The sequence below is a fragment of the Bradyrhizobium sp. Leo78 genome, assembly GCF_059512425.1.
Genome location: NZ_JCAMOT010000043.1, coordinates 1 through 21,554 on the forward strand (window position 1 = coordinate 1; position 21,554 = coordinate 21,554).

General features: G+C 63.5%; 22 protein-coding genes. 9 read left to right on the forward strand and 13 right to left on the reverse strand.

The window, feature by feature from the left end; translation table 11 throughout:
- Positions 1-116 (reverse strand): helix-turn-helix domain-containing protein (locus AC5ZG1_RS35530; RefSeq protein WP_496135703.1); only part of this gene is annotated, 116 nt, incomplete at its 3' end.
- A 228-nt stretch (positions 117-344) separates the two neighbouring features.
- A complete protein-coding gene (locus AC5ZG1_RS35535; RefSeq protein ID WP_496135661.1) occupies positions 345-854 on the reverse strand; it encodes a DUF1993 domain-containing protein in 510 nt (169 codons plus the stop codon).
- A 92-nt stretch (positions 855-946) separates the two neighbouring features.
- Here AC5ZG1_RS35535 and AC5ZG1_RS35540 point away from each other — a divergent pair, with 92 nt between their 5' ends.
- Entirely contained in the window at positions 947-1,729 is a 783-nt protein-coding gene (locus AC5ZG1_RS35540) for a transporter substrate-binding domain-containing protein (protein ID WP_496135662.1), read from the forward strand.
- Positions 1,730-1,914: 185 nt separating this feature from the next.
- On the forward strand, positions 1,915-2,730 hold the full coding sequence (locus AC5ZG1_RS35545) for a DUF2147 domain-containing protein (RefSeq protein ID WP_496135663.1): 816 nt from the start codon (positions 1,915-1,917) through the stop codon (positions 2,728-2,730).
- 132 nt (positions 2,731-2,862) lie between these two features.
- Here the strand turns inward: AC5ZG1_RS35545 and AC5ZG1_RS35550 are convergent, their stop codons facing one another.
- Both AC5ZG1_RS35550 and AC5ZG1_RS35555 read right to left on the reverse strand, forming a co-directional pair.
- Positions 2,863-3,267: a (R)-mandelonitrile lyase gene (locus tag AC5ZG1_RS35550; protein WP_028166457.1), complete on the reverse strand. Its 405-nt coding sequence runs from the start codon at positions 3,265-3,267 to the stop codon at positions 2,863-2,865.
- Positions 3,268-3,290: 23 nt separating this feature from the next.
- Positions 3,291-3,989, reverse strand: a complete 699-nt coding sequence (locus AC5ZG1_RS35555; protein ID WP_496135664.1) for a ribonuclease activity regulator RraA — start codon at positions 3,987-3,989, stop codon at positions 3,291-3,293.
- Between the two features lie 210 nt (positions 3,990-4,199).
- Here AC5ZG1_RS35555 and pxpB point away from each other — a divergent pair, with 210 nt between their 5' ends.
- Genes pxpB through AC5ZG1_RS35570 form a run of 3 tightly spaced genes read left to right on the forward strand, consistent with a single transcriptional unit; the run spans position 4,200 to position 6,783 of the window.
- Positions 4,200-4,934 carry a 5-oxoprolinase subunit PxpB gene (gene pxpB, locus AC5ZG1_RS35560; RefSeq protein WP_496135704.1) on the forward strand — a complete coding sequence of 245 codons (735 nt, stop codon included), beginning with the start codon at positions 4,200-4,202 and terminating at the stop codon, positions 4,932-4,934.
- Complete coding sequence (locus AC5ZG1_RS35565; RefSeq protein ID WP_496135665.1) at positions 4,931-5,974, forward strand: 5-oxoprolinase subunit C family protein; 1,044 nt, start codon at positions 4,931-4,933, stop codon at positions 5,972-5,974. The genes pxpB and AC5ZG1_RS35565 overlap by 4 nt, the downstream gene beginning before the upstream one ends.
- Before the next feature lie 35 nt (positions 5,975-6,009).
- Positions 6,010-6,783, forward strand: coding sequence for a LamB/YcsF family protein (locus AC5ZG1_RS35570; RefSeq protein WP_496135666.1), 774 nt, complete (start codon positions 6,010-6,012; stop codon positions 6,781-6,783).
- A gap of 146 nt (positions 6,784-6,929) precedes the next feature.
- On the opposite strand, the gene AC5ZG1_RS35575 is transcribed toward AC5ZG1_RS35570, so the two are convergent.
- From AC5ZG1_RS35575 to AC5ZG1_RS35595, 5 genes are all read right to left on the reverse strand, one after another.
- Entirely contained in the window at positions 6,930-7,082 is a 153-nt protein-coding gene (locus AC5ZG1_RS35575; RefSeq protein ID WP_165435523.1) for a hypothetical protein, read from the reverse strand.
- Between the two features lie 176 nt (positions 7,083-7,258).
- Positions 7,259-8,854: a sulfite reductase subunit alpha gene (locus tag AC5ZG1_RS35580; RefSeq protein WP_496135667.1), complete on the reverse strand. Its 1,596-nt coding sequence runs from the start codon at positions 8,852-8,854 to the stop codon at positions 7,259-7,261.
- Positions 8,851-10,629 carry a NirA family protein gene (locus AC5ZG1_RS35585; RefSeq protein WP_496135668.1) on the reverse strand — a complete coding sequence of 593 codons (1,779 nt, stop codon included), beginning with the start codon at positions 10,627-10,629 and terminating at the stop codon, positions 8,851-8,853. The genes AC5ZG1_RS35580 and AC5ZG1_RS35585 overlap by 4 nt, the downstream gene beginning before the upstream one ends.
- A gap of 345 nt (positions 10,630-10,974) precedes the next feature.
- Positions 10,975-12,141, reverse strand: a complete 1,167-nt coding sequence (locus tag AC5ZG1_RS35590) for a CmpA/NrtA family ABC transporter substrate-binding protein (RefSeq protein ID WP_496135669.1) — start codon at positions 12,139-12,141, stop codon at positions 10,975-10,977.
- Positions 12,138-12,728 (reverse strand): ANTAR domain-containing response regulator, encoded by a 591-nt coding sequence (locus AC5ZG1_RS35595; RefSeq protein ID WP_027578578.1) that lies wholly within the window; start codon positions 12,726-12,728, stop codon positions 12,138-12,140. Before AC5ZG1_RS35595 ends, AC5ZG1_RS35590 begins: the two co-directional genes overlap by 4 nt.
- A gap of 196 nt (positions 12,729-12,924) precedes the next feature.
- On the opposite strand from AC5ZG1_RS35595, the gene rimO reads away from it, so the two are divergent.
- The 3 genes from rimO (at position 12,925) to AC5ZG1_RS35610 (ending at position 16,584) form a co-directional block, all read left to right on the forward strand.
- Complete coding sequence (rimO, locus tag AC5ZG1_RS35600) at positions 12,925-14,244, forward strand: 30S ribosomal protein S12 methylthiotransferase RimO (RefSeq protein ID WP_496135670.1); 1,320 nt, start codon at positions 12,925-12,927, stop codon at positions 14,242-14,244.
- Between the two features lie 276 nt (positions 14,245-14,520).
- Positions 14,521-15,162, forward strand: coding sequence for a hypothetical protein (locus AC5ZG1_RS35605; protein WP_496135671.1), 642 nt, complete (start codon positions 14,521-14,523; stop codon positions 15,160-15,162).
- A gap of 225 nt (positions 15,163-15,387) precedes the next feature.
- On the forward strand, positions 15,388-16,584 hold the full coding sequence (locus tag AC5ZG1_RS35610; RefSeq protein ID WP_496135672.1) for an acetylornithine transaminase: 1,197 nt from the start codon (positions 15,388-15,390) through the stop codon (positions 16,582-16,584).
- Positions 16,585-16,689: 105 nt separating this feature from the next.
- On the opposite strand, the gene AC5ZG1_RS35615 is transcribed toward AC5ZG1_RS35610, so the two are convergent.
- The 3 genes from AC5ZG1_RS35615 to pcsA all read right to left on the reverse strand — a co-directional run bounded on the left by AC5ZG1_RS35615 (position 16,690) and on the right by pcsA (position 19,207).
- Positions 16,690-17,664, reverse strand: coding sequence for a quinone oxidoreductase family protein (locus tag AC5ZG1_RS35615; RefSeq protein ID WP_028166468.1), 975 nt, complete (start codon positions 17,662-17,664; stop codon positions 16,690-16,692).
- Positions 17,665-17,744: 80 nt separating this feature from the next.
- On the reverse strand, positions 17,745-18,470 hold the full coding sequence (locus AC5ZG1_RS35620; RefSeq protein WP_496135673.1) for a TerC family protein: 726 nt from the start codon (positions 18,468-18,470) through the stop codon (positions 17,745-17,747).
- Entirely contained in the window at positions 18,467-19,207 is a 741-nt protein-coding gene (gene pcsA, locus AC5ZG1_RS35625) for a phosphatidylcholine synthase (protein ID WP_051397005.1), read from the reverse strand. Before pcsA ends, AC5ZG1_RS35620 begins: the two co-directional genes overlap by 4 nt.
- A 134-nt stretch (positions 19,208-19,341) precedes the next feature.
- Between pcsA and AC5ZG1_RS35630 the strand changes: the two genes are divergently transcribed.
- On the forward strand, positions 19,342-20,532 hold the full coding sequence (locus AC5ZG1_RS35630) for a UbiH/UbiF family hydroxylase (protein ID WP_496135674.1): 1,191 nt from the start codon (positions 19,342-19,344) through the stop codon (positions 20,530-20,532).
- Positions 20,533-20,538: 6 nt separating this feature from the next.
- Here the strand turns inward: AC5ZG1_RS35630 and AC5ZG1_RS35635 are convergent, their stop codons facing one another.
- Positions 20,539-21,492 (reverse strand): AEC family transporter, encoded by a 954-nt coding sequence (locus tag AC5ZG1_RS35635; protein WP_496135675.1) that lies wholly within the window; start codon positions 21,490-21,492, stop codon positions 20,539-20,541.
- Between the last annotated feature and the right edge of the window lie 62 nt (positions 21,493-21,554).

The following is a 21,554-nucleotide window of genomic DNA, read 5'->3' on the forward strand; positions in this document are numbered from 1 at the left end:
ATGGCAGTGCTGACGGCGATCCCGAACTGCTCGGCCGCCTCATGGCACGACAGCCCTCCACTCACAACCGCCGCAACCACCCGCTTCCTCAAATCCAAAGAGTAAGGCTTGCCCATCCATGCCGGCCTCCAGCCCAGCCAGCATGGTGAATCAGAAACCGCCTGATTTGGGAATCCCAAATCGATTCAAGCTAACTTCATTCCGCTTTAGCTTCCGCATCGAGATCATGATTCGATTAGACGAATCGGATCATGATCTCGTCTCCTTGTTTGAGCATGATCTCCGCGCAAACGCTTCGCGTTTGTCGCGAGCGAAAACCGGTCTCCACTTTTCCGGATCATGCTCTACGCCGGTCTTGGCGGTCCCAGGAAATCCTTCTTGACGAGATCGACGCCGGCGTGACGCAGGATGTCGTAGGCGGTCGTGACGTGAAAGAAGAACTGCGGCACGCTGAAGCCGAGCAGCAGCGACCGCCCGGTGAACGCGCGCTGCGCGCCGCTCTTGAAGGTGAACACTACCTCCTTGTCACCGGCCTCGTCGATCGCAGCACGCGGCAGGCTTTGGATCGCGGCCTCGATCCTGCGCTTGAGCTCATCAAGATCAGGCTCGATGTCGCCGAAGCTGAGCGGCTCGTGCCCGGCCAGCAGCGCACAACAGGCGATCGCATGGCGATTGGCCTCGCCCACCTGCTGCTTGAGACTGTACATGTTCGGATAGAGCCGCATGCCGAGCAGCACGGCAGGATCGATGTTTCGCGCCCTTGCGTAGGCGGACGCGTGATCGAGCAGCCCGGAAAGATTGCGAAGATATGGCATGAACACGCCGACCGATGCTTCGTAAACTGAGATTGTCACGATTTGACTTCCTTTGACTGGCTCGACACGCTCATTCCATCTAAAGCCGTGGCAACAGATTATCGTCGAGGCAATCGATGGAGGAAACTTTGATGATGCGCGCATTCGTCGGCCTTGCGGCTGCCACGTCGATGATAGCTTCCGCGCATGCTCAGCCAGCGGCGTCGCCTTCGCGGCTCGACGACATCATCCAGCGCGGGACGTTGCGTGTGGGCATGACCGGCGACTATGCGCCGTTTAGTTTTGTTGACCGGACGACGCCCGGCTTCAGGGGATTCGAGGTCGACATGGCGGAAGCGCTCGGCAAGGCGCTCGGCGTCAGGGTCGAATATGTCAAAACGGCCTGGCCGCAGATGACGAAGGATTTGGAAGCCGACCGCTTCGACATTGCGATGAGCGGCATCTCGATCACGCTGGAGCGCCAGAAGAAAGGCTTCTTCTCGATCCCGATCATGCGCGAAGGCAAGACGCCGATCACCCGCTGCACCGATATCAACAAATACCAGACGCTTGCCGAAATCGACCATGCCGGCACGCGCGTCATCGTCAATCCCGGCGGCACCAACGAGCGCTTTGCGCGGGCGCATGTGAAGAACGCCGAGATCAAGGTCTTCGATGACAATACCAGGATCTTCGACGAGATTGCCAAGGGCGATGCCGACCTGATGATGACGGATGCGTCCGAGACGCGTTACCAGCAGAAACTCCACCCCGGCGTGCTCTGCGCGGTGCATCCCGATCACCCGTTCGACTTTGCGGAAAAGGCCTACTGGCTGCAGCGCGACGTCGCGCTGAAGTTGTTCGTGGATCAATGGCTGGACATCGCAATGAAGGACGGCACCTTCAAGCGCGTTTATGCTGCCTGGTTTGAATGATCCGACCGGACTGCAAGTTTGACCACGAGGCGAGCCCTAACTAGACTGTCGGTCAGCCGTTTGAACCAAAGCTGGTGGTACACGACTTACGTTTTGATTACGCATTGAAAGTGATCTAGGTCACGTTGCATCAAGTTACTGATGTGTAGCTTCACTGACCGGGGATTCCTGTTCTGGAGGTCATCATGAAGAAGCTTCTGGCTATCGCTGCGCTTTTGCTTGCCAGCACCGCAGCGCAGGCCCAGTACACCTTCGAATATGGCGGCCGCACCATCCGCATCGATCCCGATCGCGGCACCGTCTCGATCCCCGGCGTCTACGACAATACCGGCCGCAAATCCAAGCGCGCCAAGGGTGAGGAAGGCACTCGCAAGCAGAAATCGCAGCAGCAGGAGGCGAAGACCGATTCGCAATCCGCGCCGGCTGCGGCGGCTCCCGCTCCGTCCGGACAAGCGGCAGCACCGGCGGCCCCACCGCCCGTTCCTGCCGCGCCGCCGGCGGCAGCTTCCACCGCACCCTCGACGACGACAATAGCCGTTGCGCCGAGCGATAGCGCGACCGCGCCTCAGCCCTCACCGCCCAGCGCGGCAGCACCGCAGACCCAGCAGACCGCAGTGCCCGCTCCGGCCCCGGCTCCGACGGTCGCCACAGCCACTCAAGCGCCGGTCGCGAAGCCCGTGACACCAGCGGCGGCAGCGCAAGCCAATTCGCCGATCGGCATGTGGCTGACGGAGGAAAAGGAGGGCAAGATCCGCATCGAGCAGTGCGGCGCCAACCTCTGCGGCTATGCTGTCGACGAGACCTCGAACCAGAATGGCGAGCAGGTCCTGATCAACATGAAACCTGCCAAGGACAAATGGAGCGGCCGCATCCTCGATCCGAACACCGGCAGCACCTATGACTCGACGATCGCGCTCAAGGGCTCCGACACCCTGCGCGTGCAAGGCTGCGCCTTCGGCGGCATGTTCTGCGGCGGCCAGACCTGGACGCGGGTGAACTGATCTAGCCTTACGAATGCTGCGTAGCCCGGATGAAGCGAAGCGCAATCCGGGGAAATGTCCGTGTGGCACGAGCGGTCCCGGGTGACGCTGGCGCTTCACCCGGGCTACGGAACTCTCGCGTCCTTGGGAAAACTACCCGACCTTCACATTGTATTGCTCGTCGGTGACGTGCTCCATCCAGTTCGAATAGACGCCATCGAGCGCTTCCTGCATCGCGATATGGGTCATGGCATTGGTTGGCGACGCGCCATGCCAATGCTTCTCGTTCGGCGGAATCCAGACTACGTCGCCCGGCCTGATCTCCCTGATTGGACCGCCCTCGGCCTGGACCCGGCCGATGCCGGAGATCACGTAGAGCGTCTGGCCGAGCGGATGAGTGTGCCAGGCCGTGCGCGCGCCCGGCTCGAAGGAGACGCGCGACGAGTTCAGCCGCGCCGGCGCGGGCGCCATGATGACGGGATCCTGCAGCACCGTGCCGGTGAAATATTCGGCCGGCCCGCGACGGGTCGGCCGCGTGCCAGCGATATGGATTTCCATGGGCTTACCTCGCTTTTCTGAAGTTATTTCTTGCTCGCGGCGTAGCGCGCCTTGGTTTCGGCATTCATCGGATAGAGGCCCGGCAGTTGCACGCCATTGTTCACCTCATTGACGATCCAGGCTTCCATCCGTTCCTGCTCCGGTCCCTCGGCCAGCACCTGGTCGAGGAAGGCCTGCGGGATCAGCACCCCGCCATCCTGGTCGGCGACCACGACATCGTTCGGGAACACCGCCACGCCGCCGCAGCCGATTGGCTCGCCCCAGCCGACGAAGGTCAGTCCGGCGACGGATGGCGGCGCGGCAAAACCGTTGCACCACACCGGCAGTCCCGTGCCGAGCACGCCTTCGAGGTCGCGCACCACGCCGTCGGTGATCAGCGCGGTGACGCCACGCTTCACCATCCGCGCGCAGAGAATGTCGCCGAAGATTCCGGCGTCGCTGACGCCCATCGCGTCGACCACGGCGATGCAGCCTTCCGGCATTGCCTCGATCGCGGTGCGGGTCGAGATCGGTGACGACCAGGATTCCGGCGTCGCCAGATCCTCGCGCGCCGGCACGAAGCGCAGCGTGAAGGCCGACCCGACCAGCCGCTTTTGGCCCGGCTTGAGCGGCTTGGTGCCGCGCATCCAGACGTTACGCAGCCCCTTCTTGAGCAGGACCGTGGTGATGGTGGCGGTGGACACGTGCGACAGCGTCGCGATCGCTTCTGCAGTGAGGGACATCTTGAAAGATCGGCTCCGGTGGGAATGAATTGGCGCGCGCATCTTGCGAGCCGCGGCCTTCGCGTCAAGGGCGAGAATGCGATCATCGATTACGCTATCTTATCGCCGGCCCTCGGTTTAATTTATTGAAGTTGCTTGGTGATTTTTCGCTAGCCGAATTCCACTGCGCAGCAAAACACGCTAGCTTGATGCTCGATGAGCAATGATGCCATGACCGCGCGCGAAGCCCCACCCCGTCTTCTTCCGAGTGGCGACAGCGCCATCACGGTGGAATTCAGCCGCGACATCGATGACGCCGCCAATCGGCGGGTGCTGGCGCTCGACCGTACCCTTGCCGCGGCGCCGATCGCCGGCGTGACCGAGACCGTTCCGACCTATCGTTCGCTGCTCGTGCACTATGATCCCGTGCAGATCGACTTCGAAGCGCTCGGGGAACAACTGCTCACGCTGGCACGGCGCCCCGATCCGGCCGCCGCAAGAACCCGGCGTTGGCGCATCCCGGTGGCCTATGGCGGCGAACATGGCATCGACCTCGAGGACGTCGCCAAGACCCTCGACACCACGCCTGACGAGATCGTCAGGCGCCATGTCGGCGGCGACTACCGCGTCGCCATGATCGGCTTCACTCCTGGCTGGTCCTATCTCAGCGGCCTGGACAAGTTCCTGCACATGCCGCGTCGCCAGAATCCGCGTGTGCTGACGCCGGCTGGCACGATTTCGATCGGCGGCGTGCAGACCGGAATCCAGTGCATCGCCGGACCCAGCGGCTGGCACCTGCTCGGCCGCACCGCCGTCCGCACCTATCAGCTTCACCGCGATCCGATCTTCCTGCTCGAGCCGGGCGACACCGTCAGCTTCACGGCCGTCGACGCCAAGACTTTCGCCGAGCAGGACCGCGCCGCGGAAGCCGGCGAATTCGTCGCCGAACTGGTCGCCGCAGCATGAGCAAGCTCATCGTCTCCTCGATCGGTCCGGCGAGTTCCGTGCAGGATGGCGGCCGTCCCGGCTCGCAGCGCTATGGGCTGACGCCGAGCGGTGCAATGGATCGCCTCGCCCTCGCCGCCGCGAACACGCTGGTCGGCAATGAGCTCTTCGCTGCTGCAGTGGAGATCGGACCGTTCGGTGCGAGCTTCACCGCACGTTGCGGCGCGGTACGTATTGCGCTTGCAGGCGCCTCGCGTAGCGCCGACATCGCGGGACGAGCCGTGGCGTTCGATACCTCGGCGACCCTCGCCGAAGGCGAGACGCTGACGCTCGGTTTTGCCAAGCGCGGCGCGTTCAGCTACCTCGCGATCGAGGACGGAATTACGGGAGAGCCGATGTTCGGCAGCCTCGCCGTGAACGCGCGCGCAGGCCTCGGCACCCCCTATCCGCGCCCGCTCCAGAGCGGCGACGAGCTCCAGGTGCAACGTGCCAGCGGTGCGGCCGAGCGGCGGATCGCGTTGCCTGAACGGCCGGACGCACCGATCCGCATCCTGTTCGGTCCGCAGGACGACGAATTCTCCGAGGACAACAAAAAGCTGTTCCTCGACAGCGAATGGAAGATTTCCGCGACCAGCGACCGCATGGGCTACCGGCTCGAAGGTCCGGTGATCAAGCATCTGCACGGCCACAACATCGTCTCCGATGGCACCGTGAACGGCAGCATCCAGGTGCCCGGAAATGGCCAGCCGATCGTGCTGATGCCGGACCGCGGCACCAGCGGCGGCTATCCCAAGATCGCCACCGTCATCTCTGCGGATTTCGGTCGCTTCGCCCAGATTTCCGCCGGACACGCGTTCCGCTTCAAGACAGTCACTATGGCCGAGGCGCAGGCCGAAGCTCGAAAATTCGCCGAATTGCTCGCTACCCTGCCGGATCGGCTGCGCCCGCTCGAAGGCCTTGATCTCAACCTCGAAGCACTGAGCGCGGCCAACGTCGCGGGCCACGCCGTCAACGCCGTCGATGCCGCGACATGGCAGGTCGCGGAATCAGCGACTAGCTAACCAAAAGCCAACCGACGCAAAGCGGGACCAGCACCATGACTGCTACCATCGACCTCAACTGCGATCTCGGCGAAAGCTTCGGCCCATGGGAGATGGGTAACGACGCCGCGATGATCGAGCTTGCGACCTCCGTCAACATCGCATGCGGCTACCATGCCGGCGACGCCGACATCATGCGCCGCACCGTGGATCTGGCGAAGGCGCGCGGGGTGAGCATCGGCGCGCATCCCGGCTACCGCGACCTGCACGGCTTCGGCCGCCGTCCGGTTCCCGGCCTCAAGTCATCGGAGATCGAGAACCTCGTCGCCTACCAGATCGGCGCGCTGCAGGCGATCGCGACCGCGGCCGGCCACAAGGTGACCCATGTGAAGGCACATGGCGCGCTCTCCAACGTCGCCTGCGAGGACGACATGACGGCGAAGGCGATCGCGAGCGCGATCAAGGCGGTCGATCCGAGCCTGATCTTCGTCGTGCTCGCCAACTCGAAACTGGTGCGCGCCGGCGAGGAAGCCAACCTCCGCATGGCGCATGAGGTGTTCGCCGATCGCGCCTATGAGGACGACGGCAATCTGGTCTCGCGCAAGAAGCCAGGCGCGGTGCTGCACGATCCCAAGGCGATCGCCGATCGCGTGGTGCGGATGGTTCAGGACGGCGCGGTGGTCTCGGTGTCAGGCAAGGTGATCAAGATGCGCACCGATACCGTCTGCATCCACGGCGACACGCCCGGGGCGGTCGAAATCGCGCGCGGCGTGCGGCAAGCCTTAAAGGATGCGGGGATCGCGGTCGCGCCGTTCAAGACGGCGCATTGACAATCCGCTGAAGTGGCGGCGCGTCCGACTGCGTCATCGCGAGCGCAAGCGAAGCAATCCATCTCACCACTTGCGGAGACATCGATTGCTTCGCCGCTATCGCTCCTCGCAATGACGGCCGGAGACGATCGAGCCAAGCAATGTTCTCAAAATGGATGGACGGACAGCGTGCCGAACACGATCGCTGCGATCACGGCGAACGCGCTGTAGAGCGCAACCGTATGAAACCCCGTCCCCGATTTCCGCGACAGGCTGCGCGCGTAAAGATGCAGGCGGGCTTCCGCCGATAGTTCGCGCATCGTCGATCTCCAATGCAACATTTGCCGCATATGGAATAGCGTTCGCGCTCGAACGCAAGACGAGCCGAAAAATAGCGATGCCGGCACTTCCAGCCAGTTCCCCGGAAGGGAAAACTTCTCCGCGTGGCAGGCGGAGAAGAATATTATTCGTTCGAATTTGAGCTCGGATTTACCGCTCAGTAAACGTCGAGCTGGAACCTGCTCTTCTTCTTGAGGTCGGCAACGAAGGCGATCGCCTCGTCCACCGAGCGGGCGCCGAACTGGGCGACGATATCGACCAGCGCGCGTTCGACATCCTTGGCCATGCGCTTGGCGTCGCCGCAGACATAGACATGTGCGCCTTCGGCAAGCCAAGTCCACAGCTCGCGGCCGACCTCGCGCATGCGGTCCTGCACGTAAAACTTCTTCTCGCCATCGCGCGACCAGGCGAGCGACAACCGCGTGAGCAGACCCGCCGTCTTCATCGCGTTGAGTTCATCGGCATAGAAAAAATCGCAATCGCTGCGCTGATGGCCGAAGAACAGCCAGTTCTTCCCCTGCGCGCCGGTGGCGCGGCGGTCGAGCAGGAAGGCGCGGAACGGCGCGATACCGGTGCCCGGCCCGATCATGATGATCGGCGTCTTCGGATCCTGCGGCAGCGCAAAGCCGTGCGCCTTCTGAACGTAGACATTCAGCTCGTCACCGGGATTGATGCGTTCGGCCAGGAACGTCGAGGCCAGCCCAAGCCGCTTGCGCTTGTTGATGATGTAACGCACGCAGTCGACCGTTAGCGACAATTTTCCGGGCGTTGCATTGTGCGATGAGGAGATCGAATAGAGGCGCGGCTGCAGCGGCTCCAGCGCCTCGACGAAAGCTTCCGGGTGTGGCCGCACCTTCGGGAATTTCTGCAGCACCGCCATCACGTCGAGCGTCGCCGCATCGCCGTCGGGATCCTCGCCTTGCGCCAGCGCCCGCGCCTTCTCGCGCTGCGCGCCACCGGTCAGATAGGTGATCAGTTCGAACAGCGAGTCCGGCGCCGGCGACAGCGAGACGTCGTTGAGCAGCACGTCCCGCAATGTCTTGCCGCGGACTTCGGTCACGTGCGAGGCGCCAAGCAATGCGATGATCTGGTCGACCAGGCCGAGATCGTTCCTGGCGAAAATGCCGAAGGAATCGCCCACCACGTAGTCGAGCCCGCTCTCGGCGAGATCGAACTCGACATGCCAGGTCTCCTTCTCGGAGCCGGGCTTGTTGAGCAGTCGCCGTGAGACGAACTTTGCCGGCACTGGATTGTCCCGCGAGCGTCCGGGCTCGCCGGCAGGCGGTGCGGCGGCAGCCGCTGCTTCGGACCGTGCAGCAGGCGCCTTGTCGAGCTCTTCATAGAGAGCCTTCAGCATCCGCGCGGTGTCCTTGCCGCCGGGGACGCAGAGGTTGAGCCGCGCTTCGCTCTTGCCGGCGATCGCCTCGGAATAGTCGTGGCAGTTGTAGCCGCACTGCCCGCAATCCTGCTGCGCCATCGCCGCCATCATGCGCCGCCGCAGCGGGCGTCCCTCGGCGAGCTTCATGCGCTCGGCGATCGGCATGGTCTGATCATGCCACGGCGCATCGCCGTCATCGCCGTCGCCGGTTGCGCCTTGCATGACGGCCGCGCCTTGCTCTGCGGACAACGGCGTCGCGACGTCCGGCGACAAAAGTCCGGCAAAGAAGCCGTTGAGCCAGGAGCGCTGTGCGTCGGAGAACGGCGCGCTGGCGGGAATGATGTCGAGTTTCGGTGGAGGCGTGATCTGGTTCATGCGGATGCCTCGGCGAGCTTGCGCAGCGTCTCGCCATCATGGCGGCGCGCGAAGGAAAGGAAGGGTTCGTCAGCAGATGAACGATGCGCGAGATAGGCCTTCAGCAGCTTCTCGATCGTCTTCGGCGCGTCCTCGGCCTTGAGGTCGTGATAGAGCTCCTGCCCGACATCGGCATCGGGGCCGAAGCCGCCGCCGGTGAAGAGATGATAGCCCTCGACCGGATCGGCATCCTCGCCGACATCCACTTTCGCCGCGATCAGGCCGATGTCGCTGATGTAGTGCTGCGCGCAGGAATGATGGCAGCCGGTGACATGAATGTTGACCGGCTTGTCCATGGCAACACGCGGCTCGCACCAATCGCCGATCTCGGCGGCATGGCGCTTGGTATTCGAGGCGGCAAAGCGGCAGCCGGCATTGCCGGTGCAGGCAATCAGCCCGGCGCGGACATGCGAGGCCTCGACCGCGAGCCCGATCGTCTTGATCGCGGCGATCGCGAGTTCAAGCTCCTGGTCGCGCACGCCTGATATCAAAAGGTTCTGCCAGACGGTCAGACGAATCTCGCCATCGCCGAGATCGCGCGCGATCTTGGCCAGCCCACGCATCTGCTCGCAGGTGACCTTGCCGAGCGGCAGCGATACGCCGATCCAGTTCAATCCCTCCTGCTTCTGCTTGTGCACACCGATATGCGCCATGCGGTCCGTCAAAGGCCGCGGCGCCAGCGCCTCAGCCGGCACGCGGGTGAAGGGTTGCTTCAGTCGTTCCTCGACCAGCTTGAGGAATTGATCGTGGCCGATCCCGTCCAGGACATATTTCAGCCGCGCCTTGTTGCGGTTGGTGCGGTCGCCGAGATCGATGAAGACGCGGACGATGGCGTCCGCCACCTTCGTCGCCTCCTCCGGCTTGACGATGATGTCGGAGTATTTTGCAAAATCCTTGTGCCCGGTGATGCCGCCGAGGCCGAGCCGGAACCAGACCCCTCGCTCCACGCCGAACCCGTCCTTCACCTCCACCGCCGTGAAGGCGATGTCGTTGGTCTCCTCCAGCACTGCGATCCGGCCGCCGCCATCGAAGGCGACGTTGAACTTGCGCGGCAGGCCGTAGAGCGAGCGCTCGTTGAGGATGTGATAGTGCCACTCGCGCGCGTAAGCGCGGGTATCTAAGAGCTCCTGCGGATCGATGCCGGCGGTCGGTGTGCCCGTGACGTTGCGGATATTGTCCGCGCCGGAGCCGCGCGAGCAAAGGCCGAGATCCTGTATGCCCTCGATCAGTTTCACCGCGTTCTTCGGCGGGATTTCGCGCACCTGCAAATTCGCGCGCGTGGTGACGTGGGAGTACGGGCCGCAGAGCTCTTCGGCGAGATCGGCCAGGCCCGCGAACTGCCAGTGCTTCAGGATGCCGTTCGGAATGCGCAGGCGGCACATGTAGGAATCCTGCGCCGGCGCGACGTAGAACAGGCCGAAATAGCGCCAGCGGAAATTATCGGCAGGCGACGGCGGCGCGTTGTCGAGCGCCTGTTGCTTCAGGCGCGGGTAGGCATCGAAGGGATGCTCGTCGCGTTTGAATTTTTCCTGGTCGACGAGCTTCTTGCCTGAGGCGATGACCTTGTCCTGCGCCTTGATATGCGCGGCATCCGGGCCGCTCGGCTCGGCACTGGCTTTGGCGGCGCCCCCGCCAAGCCCGCGGCCGACCCGGCTGATCTGCAGGCCGGTGGTAAAGCCTTCGAGATAGCGCTTCTGCTCGTCGGTGAAGTCGACTGCAACAGGCTCGATTTTCATGGTCTGCGACGAAGCTCCTGCGGCCACGGCGAGTGGCATCAACGGTGGAAAGCGACCGCTCGGAACCAGCTTGGCACTGCCTTGCTTGATTCCTGGGAACGGTCCGATCAGCTTCGTTGCTGCGGAAATCCATCTTGGACGTGAGCCAGCAGGCATCTGCGACAGGCTGGCCGCACTGCAACATTCAAGTTGCGTGCCAGACGCCGTCGAAGAAAATATCTCGTTATTTCACTGGATTAGCCGAACAGGCCGGGAGCCCGGAGGCTAGCCGCGTTGCGAATTTTCGAGCAGCCCGCTCAAAATTTAGCCGAGCTGCGGCTACTGCCTACGATCGCAGCACAGGCCTTACGGCTTCCAGTAACCGATCTTGAACGCGGCCAGATGCCCCCGGATATCGTTGGGATCGAAGGGTGGCCCGGCGAAAGCGCCGATCGGCTGCGGCGCATCGGTGGATGCCGGACGACGTCCCACAGCCGCGTCGTAGAGGTCGGGCCGGAACACGTCCATGGCCGTCTTCAGGGCATCCGGTTTCATGGCCGCCTGTCCCCACCGCACCATCTGCGCATAGAGCCACGCGGCCTGCGCCGGATCGGGCCGCGCTGCGCCGTGCCGGCCTACCAACAGGTAGCGACCGCTTTCGCGCTTGGCGCCGTCGGGCGATATCTTGAGCCGCCCGTCGAGGGTGCGCTGGATCACCTCGGCGTCGACGCCGATCCGCTCCGGCTGCGCCAGGATCGCAGCCGCCTCGGCACGGTTTTCCGGCTGCTCGATGAATTCAGCGGCGCGCAGATGCGCCCGCACTAGCGCCGCGACGACGTCAGGATTCTTCTCCGCCCAGTTCTGCCTGATCGCCAGTACCTTCTCGACCGCGGTGACCAGAATGTCGGAAACGAAATGCAGGATGTGGCCGATGCCGAGATCGACCGCGATCGAGTTCCAGGGCGCGCCGACGCAGAACGCATCGACATGGCCATTGGCGAGGCTGTCGACCATGTAAGGCGGCGGCAGCACCACCAGCCGCACGTCCTCGTCCGGGTCGACACCTCCAGCCGCCATCCAGAACCGCAACTGGTAATTATGGGTCGAGAACGGGAACGTCATGCCGAAGATCAGCGGCTCCGCCCCGCTCTTGCGCCGCTTCGCAACCACGCGCGAAAGCGCAAGCGCCGTCGCCATCGGGTCGAAACCGTCGCCGTCGAGTTCCTCCATAATCGCAGCATGCAGCGACGGCGAGACCGTGATCGCGTTGCCGTTGAGGCCGAGATTGAAGGGCGCCACGATCGGTACCTTGACGTGGCCAAGGCCGAGGCTTGAGGCGATCGCGACCGGTGCCAGCAGATGGGCGGCATCGAACAGGCCGATATTGAGCTTGTCGCGGACGTTCGACCACGACACCTCCCGCACCAGGGTGATGTCGAGCCCTTCGGCGGCGGCAAAACCCTTGTCGGCGGCGACGATCAGCGCGGCGGCGTCGACCAGCGGAATGAAACCGATGCGAAGCGGTGTGGTCATTTGAGCAACTCCGACGCGGTCAGGATCGACTGCGCGATCTCGCCGATCTTCTTCTTTTCGCGCATCGCCGTGGAACGCAGCAGCACATAGGCTTCGTCTTCGGTGAGGCCCTTCAATTTCATCAGGATGCCCTTGGCGCGGTCGATCACCTTGCGCTCCTCCAGCGCGTGCTTGGTGCGATCCAGTTCGTCCTGCAGCCGCGCGAACGCATTGAAGCGGGACACGCAGAGGTCGAGGATCGGCTTGATACGCTGCTTATTGAACCCGTCGACGATATAGGCCGACACGCCCGCCTCGACGGAGGCTTGGATCGAGGCGGCGTCGCTCTGGTCGACGAACATGGCAATCGGCCGCCGCACCGCCCGGCTGACCTGGAACATCTGTTCCAGCACGTCGCGGCTGGGATTTTCCAGGTCGATCACGATGATGTCGGGGTCGACGGCATAGATTCGCGCCAGCAGGCTGTGCATCTCGCTGATATGCACGACGCTGGTATAACCGGCCTCGCGCAGGCCCTCCTCCAGGATCGCGGCACGGATCGGACTTTCATCGACGATGACGATTTTCGGAGACGACTCGGCGGCCATCGCTCACTCGTGTTCTCTAAAAACTATCCATAGCACGATGGAAGCCAGCTCAAAGCCTTGTAATTATGGACAATTGGGACTAGCTCCTGCCCATCAATCAGGCAGATCTAGATATGCAGCAGGCGGCCGCGCCAAAAATGTCGTTCGTTTCGCTTGGACGTCCCTGGGACAGCGAATGTAAAGTTTCGGGGCTCTCATGAAACCAGCGCCACGCATATCCTTTACGAGTCTGGGCTGCCCCAAGGCGCTTGTGGATTCCGAGCGCATCATCACGCGGCTGCGGGCCGAGGGCTATGAGCTCGCGCGCAAGCATGACGGCGCCGATATCGTGATCGTCAACACCTGCGGCTTCCTCGACAGCGCCAAGCAGGAATCGCTCTCGGCGATCGGCGAGGCCATGGCCGAGAACGGCAAGGTGATCGTGACCGGCTGCATGGGGGCGGAACCCGAGCAGATCGAGCGCGCCTATCCCGGCGTGCTCTCGATCACCGGTCCACAGCAATATGAGAGCGTGCTCGACGCCGTGCACCGCGCGCTGCCGCCCGCGCACAACCCGCATCTCGACCTGGTCCCGCCGCAGGGCGTCAAGCTGACCCCGCGCCATTACGCTTACCTGAAGATTTCCGAGGGCTGCAACAATCGCTGCACCTTCTGCATCATTCCGAAGCTGCGCGGCGACCTGGTGTCGCGGCCTGCCAACGATGTGCTGCACGAGGCCGAGCGGCTGGTGAAAGCCGGGGTGAAGGAACTGCTGGTGATCTCGCAGGACACCTCGGCCTATGGCGTCGACCTGAAATATGCCGAGAGCCCATGGCAGGATCGCGCCGTGCGTGCCAAATTCTTCGACCTTGCAAAAGAGCTCGGCGAACTCGGCGCCTGGGTGCGGCTGCAATATGTCTATCCCTACCCGCATGTCGACGAGGTCATCGGCCTGATGACCGAGGGCAAGGTGCTGCCCTATCTCGACATCCCGTTCCAGCATGCGAGCCCGGATATCCTGAAAGCCATGAAGCGCCCCGCCGCGCAGGACAAGACGCTGGCGCGGATCAAGCAGTGGCGCGAGCAGTGCCCGGAGCTTGCGCTGCGCTCGACCTTCATCGTCGGCTTTCCTGGTGAGACCGATTCAGATTTCGCCTATCTGCTCGACTGGCTTGACGAAGCCGAGATCGACCGCGTCGGCTGCTTCAAATACGAACCGGTTGCAGGTGCGACCTCCAACGCGCTCTCCGGCGCCGTGCCGGATGAGGTCAAGCAGGAGCGCTACAACGCGCTGATGGCGCGCCAGCAGAAGATCTCCGCGCGTCGGCTGAAGCGCAAGGTCGGCACGCGCCAGCAGGTCATCGTCGACGAGGTCGGCCCCACCGTCGCGCGAGGCCGCTCGAAGGCCGATGCGCCGGAGATCGACGGCGCGGTCTATCTCTCGAGCCGCCGCCCGCTCAAGGTCGGCGAGATCGTCACAGCGAAGATCGAGCGATCGGACGAATACGACCTGCACGGCAGCGTCGCCGGATTCTGAGCGGCTTCTACATCAATAGTTGCGGCCACTTCGGATGTTTTGATCCAGCGCAATGCTCGTTGGGCGCCCGCGAAACGATATTCAAAATTCAGAGAGTCATGCTGCCACCTCGGCGGCAAGGAATTGGCGTCGCCCGATAAATTCGCAGCCTGCGAAGCCGCTTTCGCGCGCCCAATCTTAGATACGCGTCTATAATTATAACAACTTCAAGATGTCACGGTCCATTCACGGACTGGGCCTATGGCTCGCGCACCTTCAAATCTTAAGGGGTGAATGATGAGCCGCATCTCGGACACACTGCGAACGCAACGTTGGGACGATTACCGCTACTACCACCAGAGCCGCATCAATCAGACGCTGCACCTGGTCAGCGCTCTCATATTCCTGGTCAGCTACGGGCTGCTGTTCGCCGATCCGGCGATGGCCGGCTTGGTCGGCTGGCTCGCGATGTTGACGCGGCAGACCGGGCATTTCTTCTTCGAGCCCAACGGCTATGACGCCGTGAACAAGGTCACCAACGAATACAAGGAAGCGATCAAGGTCGGCTACAACCAGAGCCGCAAGATCGTCCTGCTGGTCGTCTGGGGCCTCGCGCCGGTCGCGCTGTTTGCCTTTCCGACGTTGTTCGGCCTGTTCTCACCGCCGGTCACCAGGCTCGATTTCATCCGCCACGTCGGTACCGTGTGGCTCGCGATCGGCATCGCCGGCGGGCTCGCTCGCATGGTTCAGCTCTTCGTCATCAAGGACGTGCCGACCGGGCTGATCTGGGTCTGGAAGGTCCTGACCGATCCGTTCCACAACATCGCGCTGTACTACAAATCGCCGCTTGCCCTGCTCCGCGGCGAGTTGATCGACACCTCGATTGTCGATGCCGATTGGGGCGAGGAGGAGACCGAAGAGGCGCCGCGCGCGACTTGACATTCCCTGCCCTTGGGCTGTATGGCCCATCGCCATGAAGCTGAACCGGACCATTCGCCGCGCCACTTTCCGTCGTCGCACCCGCGACGATGATGGGTTGCGCCATGTCCGACGCCAGCGCTGACTAGCTAGTTCAGCCTAAGGTTTTCGAGAAGGCCGCACCCTCAAAAGTGCGGCCTTCTTGCGTTGCCGCCTGCCCTTTCATCCCAGCTAAGGAATCCTGACATGCCCAACGCCCTGCCTCCGTTCGACGCGCTGATGGACATCACCGCGCGCCCGAAGACCGTGTTTGTCCGCGGCGAAGGCTCCTATCTCTGGGACGATTCTGGCCGCCGCTATCTCGATTTCATGCAGGGGTGGGCCGTCAACTGCCTCGGCCATTCGCCGCCTGCGGTCGCGGAAGCACTGGCCGCACAGGCCAAGTGTCTGTTGACCCCGAGCCCGGCCTTCTACAATGAACCCAGCCTCAAGCTTGCCAATGCGCTTGTCGAGAACAGCTGCTTCGACGAGGTGTTCTTCGCCAATTCCGGCGCGGAAGCCAATGAAGGCGCGATCAAGCTCGCGCGCAAATATGGGACGAAATACAAGAACGGCGCCTTCGAGATCATCACCTTCGAGGGCGGCTTTCACGGCCGCACGCTGGCGACCATGTCGGCCTCCGGCAAGAAAGCATTCGAACCACTCTTCGAGCCGAAGGTGCCTGGCTTCCGCAAAGCGCGGCTCAACGACATTGCCTCGGTGAAGGAGCTGATTTCATCGAATACGGTTGCCGTGATGCTGGAGCCGATCCAGGGCGAGGCCGGGGTCTGGCCCGCGACCGATCAATTCCTGAAACAGCTGCGTGCGCTGACCGGCGAGCAAGGCCTGCTCCTGATCGTCGACGAGATCCAGACCGGCATGGGCCGCACTGGAAAGCTCTTCCATTACGAGCATGCCGGGATTGCACCTGACATCATGACGCTCGGCAAGGGCATCGGCGGCGGCGTGCCGCTGGCCGCCCTGCTCGCGACCGAGCATGCGGCCTGCTTCGAGCATGGCGACCAGGGCGGCACCTTTAACGGCAATCCGCTGATGTGCGCGGCGGGGCTTGCCGTGCTCGAGCAGGTCGGCAAGCCGGAATTCCTGAAGTCCGCCGCCGACGCCGGCCTGTTCCTTGAAAGCGAATTGCAGCGCCTCTCGGCCCGGCACGGCCTCGGCGAAGTGCGCGGACGCGGACTGTTGCTTGCGCTCGATCTAAAATTGCCGATCGGCGCAGCGATCGTGGCGCAAGCGTTCTCGAAAGGCCTCTTGATCAACGCGCCGCAACCCGACGCACTGCGCTTCATGCCCGCGCTCAACGTGTCTCGGACCGAGATCGGGGAGATGATCGAGGGTCTGGACGCGATCCTCACGCAAGTGGGAGCCGCGCGGCGGGTGGCGTGACCGTCTCGATCGTCATTGCGAGGAGCGAAGCGACGAAGCAATCCATTCCGTCCGCACGCATGGAGGGATGGATTGCTTCGCTTCGCTCGCAATGACGGCGGCGACTTACGGCCGCAAGATAGACGCCCCCGTGGTCGCGCGGCTCTCCAGATCGATATGCGCTCGCGCGGCATCCTTCAGCGCGTAGGCGTGGTTGATCGGTACGTGCAGCTTGCCATTGATCACGGCGGCAAACAGCGTGTCGGCGCCTTCGAGCAATTCCTTTCGGGTGGCGACGTAGTCGTTGAGCTTCGGCCGGGTCGCAAACAGCGAGCCGTGATTGTTCAGTTCGGCGAGCGCAAATGGCGGCACCGGGCCGGACGCGTTGCCGAAGCTCACGAACAGGCCCCGCGGCCTCAGGCACGACAGTGAACCCGGGAAGGTGGTCTTGCCGACGCCATCATAGACGACGTCGCAGAGCTCGCCCCGGCTGATCTGCTTCACCCGCGCGACAAAATCCTCCTCATTGTAGAGGATGACGTGATCGCAGCCGTTGGCGAGCGCGAGATCGGCCTTCTCCTTTGAGCCGACGGTGCCGATGACGTGGGCGCCCATCGCGCGCGCCCATTGGCAGGCGAGCAATCCGATGCCGCCGGCCGCCGCGTGGATCAGCACGCGGTGATGCGGCTCCACCTTGAAGGTCTTGTGCAGCAGATACCAGACCGTCAACCCCTTCAGCATCAGCACGGCGCCCTGCTCATAGGTGATATGGTCGGGCAGCTTCACCACCTTGTCGGCGGGGATGACGCGCTCGGTGGCATAGCCGCCGAGGTTGAAATAATAGGCGACGCGGTCGCCGGGATGGAAATTGGTCACGCCGGGTCCGACCGCCACCACTTCGCCTGCCGCCTCGTTGCCGGCGATGAAGGGAAGACCGGGCGCCTTATAGAGGCCGGTGCGGAAATAGGTATCGATGAAGTTGAGCCCGATCGCGTGCTGGCGAATCCGCACCTCGCCCGCCGCAGGTGCCGGCACCTCGACATCCTCGTAAGTGAGGACTTCCGGGCCTCCCACCTTGTGCACGCGCACGGCCTTGGTCATATCGGCTCTCCTCAACTTATCCCGTAGCCACGGAACCGAATGCCATCGGCGCCTTGTTGTCAACTCACGGGCTGGACCGGCTACTTGACCGCCTTCTTGCGGTTACGCCTCGCCAGCACGTTGAACGTCTCCACCGCGGCTGCGAATGCCATCGCAAAATAGATGTAGCCGCGCGGGATGTGGAAGTGGAAACCGTCGGCGACCAGTGCCACGCCGATCAACAGCAGGAACGCCAGCGCCAGCATCTTGGTGGTCGGATGCTCTGCGACAAAACGCGCCACTGGCCCCGACGAGACGTACATGACGATACAGGCGATCACGACGGCGGCGATCATGACCTCCAGATCCTGCGCCATGCCGATCGCGGTGACGATCGAGTCCAGCGAGAACACCATGTCGATGATGATGATCTGGACAATCACCCAGAAGAACGCGCTGCGGCCGGACGCCGCCTCTTCGTCACCCTCCCGCGCTTCCACCTCGCCGTGGATCTCATGCGTCGCCTTTGCGATCAGGAACAGCCCGCCGCCGATCAGGATGATGTCGCGCCAGGACAGCGCGAGCCCCCTCACCGTGATCACCGGCTCCGTCAACCCGATCAGCCATACCAGGAGGCTGAGCAGCAGGATGCGGAACACGAGCGCCAGGAACAATCCGATCTGACGCGCGCGCTTTGCCTGGTGCGGCGGGATGCGGGAGACCAGCACCGACAGGAAAATCACGTTGTCGATGCCAAGCACGATCTCCAGCGCAGTCAACGTGAGTAGCGCCGCCCACGCTTCCGGGCTGGCCAAAAGTTCGATCATGCTCTGAGTGACCTCATCAACCGGATGACGGCGTCGCTGCCGGCGACATAGGCCGCGATCACGCAGAGTGCCACGATGATCGGCGTGCCGACGTCAAAGTCACGGGCGAGCGTGTACAGCGCCAGCACCGCTCCGGCTGCCATCAGCCACAGTGTCAGCCAGCGCAGCCGCGTGACACGCAGGGGATGCAGCACGTGGAATGGCGCGAAGGTGAGCGCGATCATAATCGCCACGGCAAGGCTCGACCACGCCGGCGGCAGATGCAGCAGGAACAGGTAGAATGCCACTGCGTTCCAAAGGCCCGGAAAGCCGCGGAAATGATTGTCGGCGGACTTCATCCTGCGATCCGCGAAGTACAGCGCGCTCGAGATCACGATACCGATGCCGAGGATCGGCGCCGCCAGCGGCAGCAGCAAATGACTGGCCGTGATCGCATAGGCGGGAACAAAGACATAGGTGACGAAATCGACGACGAGGTCGAGCACCTCGCCGGACCAGTTCGGCTGCAGCCGCACCACGTCGAGCTTGCGCGCAATCGGACCGTCGATCGCATCGATGACCAGCGCCACCCCGAGCCAGCCGAACATATTGGCCCAGTGCTCGCGCACGGCCTCCATCAGCGCGAGCAGCGCGACGCCCGCCCCCATCGCTGTGAAGATATGCACGGAGAACGCCGCCATCCGCATCCGCAGCGATGCCGGAAACGTAGCTGGCTGGCTGGTCTGGTCGATTTCCATCGCCGGGCAGTGCTATCAGGAATCGCCTGTGTTTGCATATCCGCGCTTGCGGCGTTCCGCCGCGCAAATCGGTGGAAAGATTTTAGCGAATTTGATGGCTTGAAAATGCCGCCAATCCCGTCAAATGTTCCGATATGAGTGATGCACCGCATGTCTATGACGCCGTGGTCGTCGGCGGTGGCCCTGCTGGGCTGACCGCCGCCATCGCGCTTGCGGATGCCGGGGCGAAGACCGCCCTGCTCGCCCGCCGCGCGCCCTACGCCGACAACCGCACCACGGCGCTGCTCGGCGCCTCCGTCGACCTGCTCGAGCGGCTGGATGTCTGGCGGCGTCTCGCCGAGAAGGCCGCGGCGCTGAAGGTGATGCGGCTGGTCGATGACACCGGGCGGCTGATCCGCGCCCCGGAAGTGAGGTTCGCGTCCGACGAGATCGATCTTGAGCAGTTCGGCTTCAATATCGACAACCGCTCGTTGGTCGCGGCGCTCGAACAACGTGCGGCCGAACTGCCTGGTCTGACCCGCATCGACGACGAAGCCAAGATCATCAATCCGGAAGACACCATGGTCACGATCCGGACCGGCCGCGGCGAGCCGCTGGCAGCGCGGCTGGTGGTCGGAGCCGACGGCCGGCAGTCGCGGTCGCGCGAGGCGGCCGGCATCGAAATCAGCCGCCGCGACTTGAAGCAGTCGGCCCTCACCTTCAACATCGCCCACTCGCGCCCGCACAAGAACATCTCGACCGAATTCCACACACAGCACGGCCCCGTCGTGTTCGTGCCCCTGCCCGGCAACCGCTGCAGCGTGGTCTGGGTTTCCTCGGCCGCGGAAGCCGAGCGGCTGAAGGCGCTCTCCGATGCGGAACTGTCTGACGCCGCCGGGAAGCAGTCGCATTCGATTTTCGGCCGCGTCGAGGTCGAGCCGGGGCGCAATCTGTTTCCTCTGGCGATCGAACAGCCCAGGCAGTTTGCCAGGAACCGGGTCGCGCTGGTCGGCGAGTCCGCCCATGTGGTGCCGCCGATCGGCGCGCAGGGCCTCAACCTCGGGCTGCGGGACGCAGCCGATATCGCCAGGCTCGCCGGCGAAGCGCTCGCGCATGGCGAGGACCCCGGCTCGCCGCAGGTATTGGCGCGCTACCAGTCGGCCCGGCGCGGCGATGTCATGAGCCGGACCTTCGTCATCGATCTCGCCAACCGTTCGCTGCTCAGCGATTTCCTCCCGATGCAGTCGATCCGCGCCACTGGCCTGCACCTGATCGGATCGATCGGCCCGCTGCGGCGGCTCGCCATGCGCGAGGGACTCGCGCCGTCTTGGCGGCGCGTAAGCTGAAGCTCTTTAGGGAAAGCTTAGCCTTCCCGTCTGCAGCACCCACATTACGCTGGTCAGCGTCACGACGGAGGCAAAGGTGCCGACCAGCACGGCGACGGACGCCGGCTTGACCCAGGTGTCGTTCTGCCGCGCGATCACGAACACGTTGAGCGCCGGCGGCAATGAGGCCATCAGCACCGCGGTCGCAGCCCAAGGCTGAGCGAAGGGACCGAACGCCAGCATCAAGCCGAACGCGAGCAGCGGATGGCCCAGAAGCTTGACGGCGATCACGCCCGGCACGTCCCACGGAATTCGATCGAGCGGCCGCAGCGCGACGGTGACGCCGAGCACGAACAGCGCCACCGGCGCCGCCGCGTTCTGCAGGAACAAGAGCGTATTATCCAGTGCAACCGGAAAACGCAGGTGCAGGGCCGCGGCAAGTGCGCCGAAGCACGCCGCCATGATCAGCGGGTTCAGCACGATCTGGCGCGCCGTTACCCCGAGCGCGTGCAACAGCGAGGGATGCTCGCGGTCCGTCAGTTCGATCAAGAGCGGCACGATCGAGAACAGGAAGATGCTGTCACAGCAGAAGATCAGCGCGGTCGGCGCTGCAGCCTTCGGCCCCAACACCGCGAGCGCCAGACCCGGCCCCATATAGCCGATGTTGCCATAAGCGCCGGAGAGCCCCGCGAGCGTCGCCTCGCGCAGCGACAGCCGCCCCAGGAGCTTGGCGACCAGCATCGCCAGGAAGAAGGCGATCATCGTTCCGAGCGTGGTCGCCACCAGGAACGGCGGATTGTTGAGTTCCGAGAACGGCGTCTTCGACATGATGCCGAATAGAAGCGCCGGCAGCGAGACGTAGAGTAGGAAGAAATTCATCCAGGCAAGCCCCGACTCGGGCAGACCCTTGGCCTTGCCGCAGGCGAAACCGATGAAGATCAGCCCGAAGTAAGGCAGCGCAAGATTGAGGATATCGACCACGGAAGGCGTCTTTTTGGGGATTTTCCAAAGGAAATGCCGGAAAATTCGGCAGGAGGCGAAAG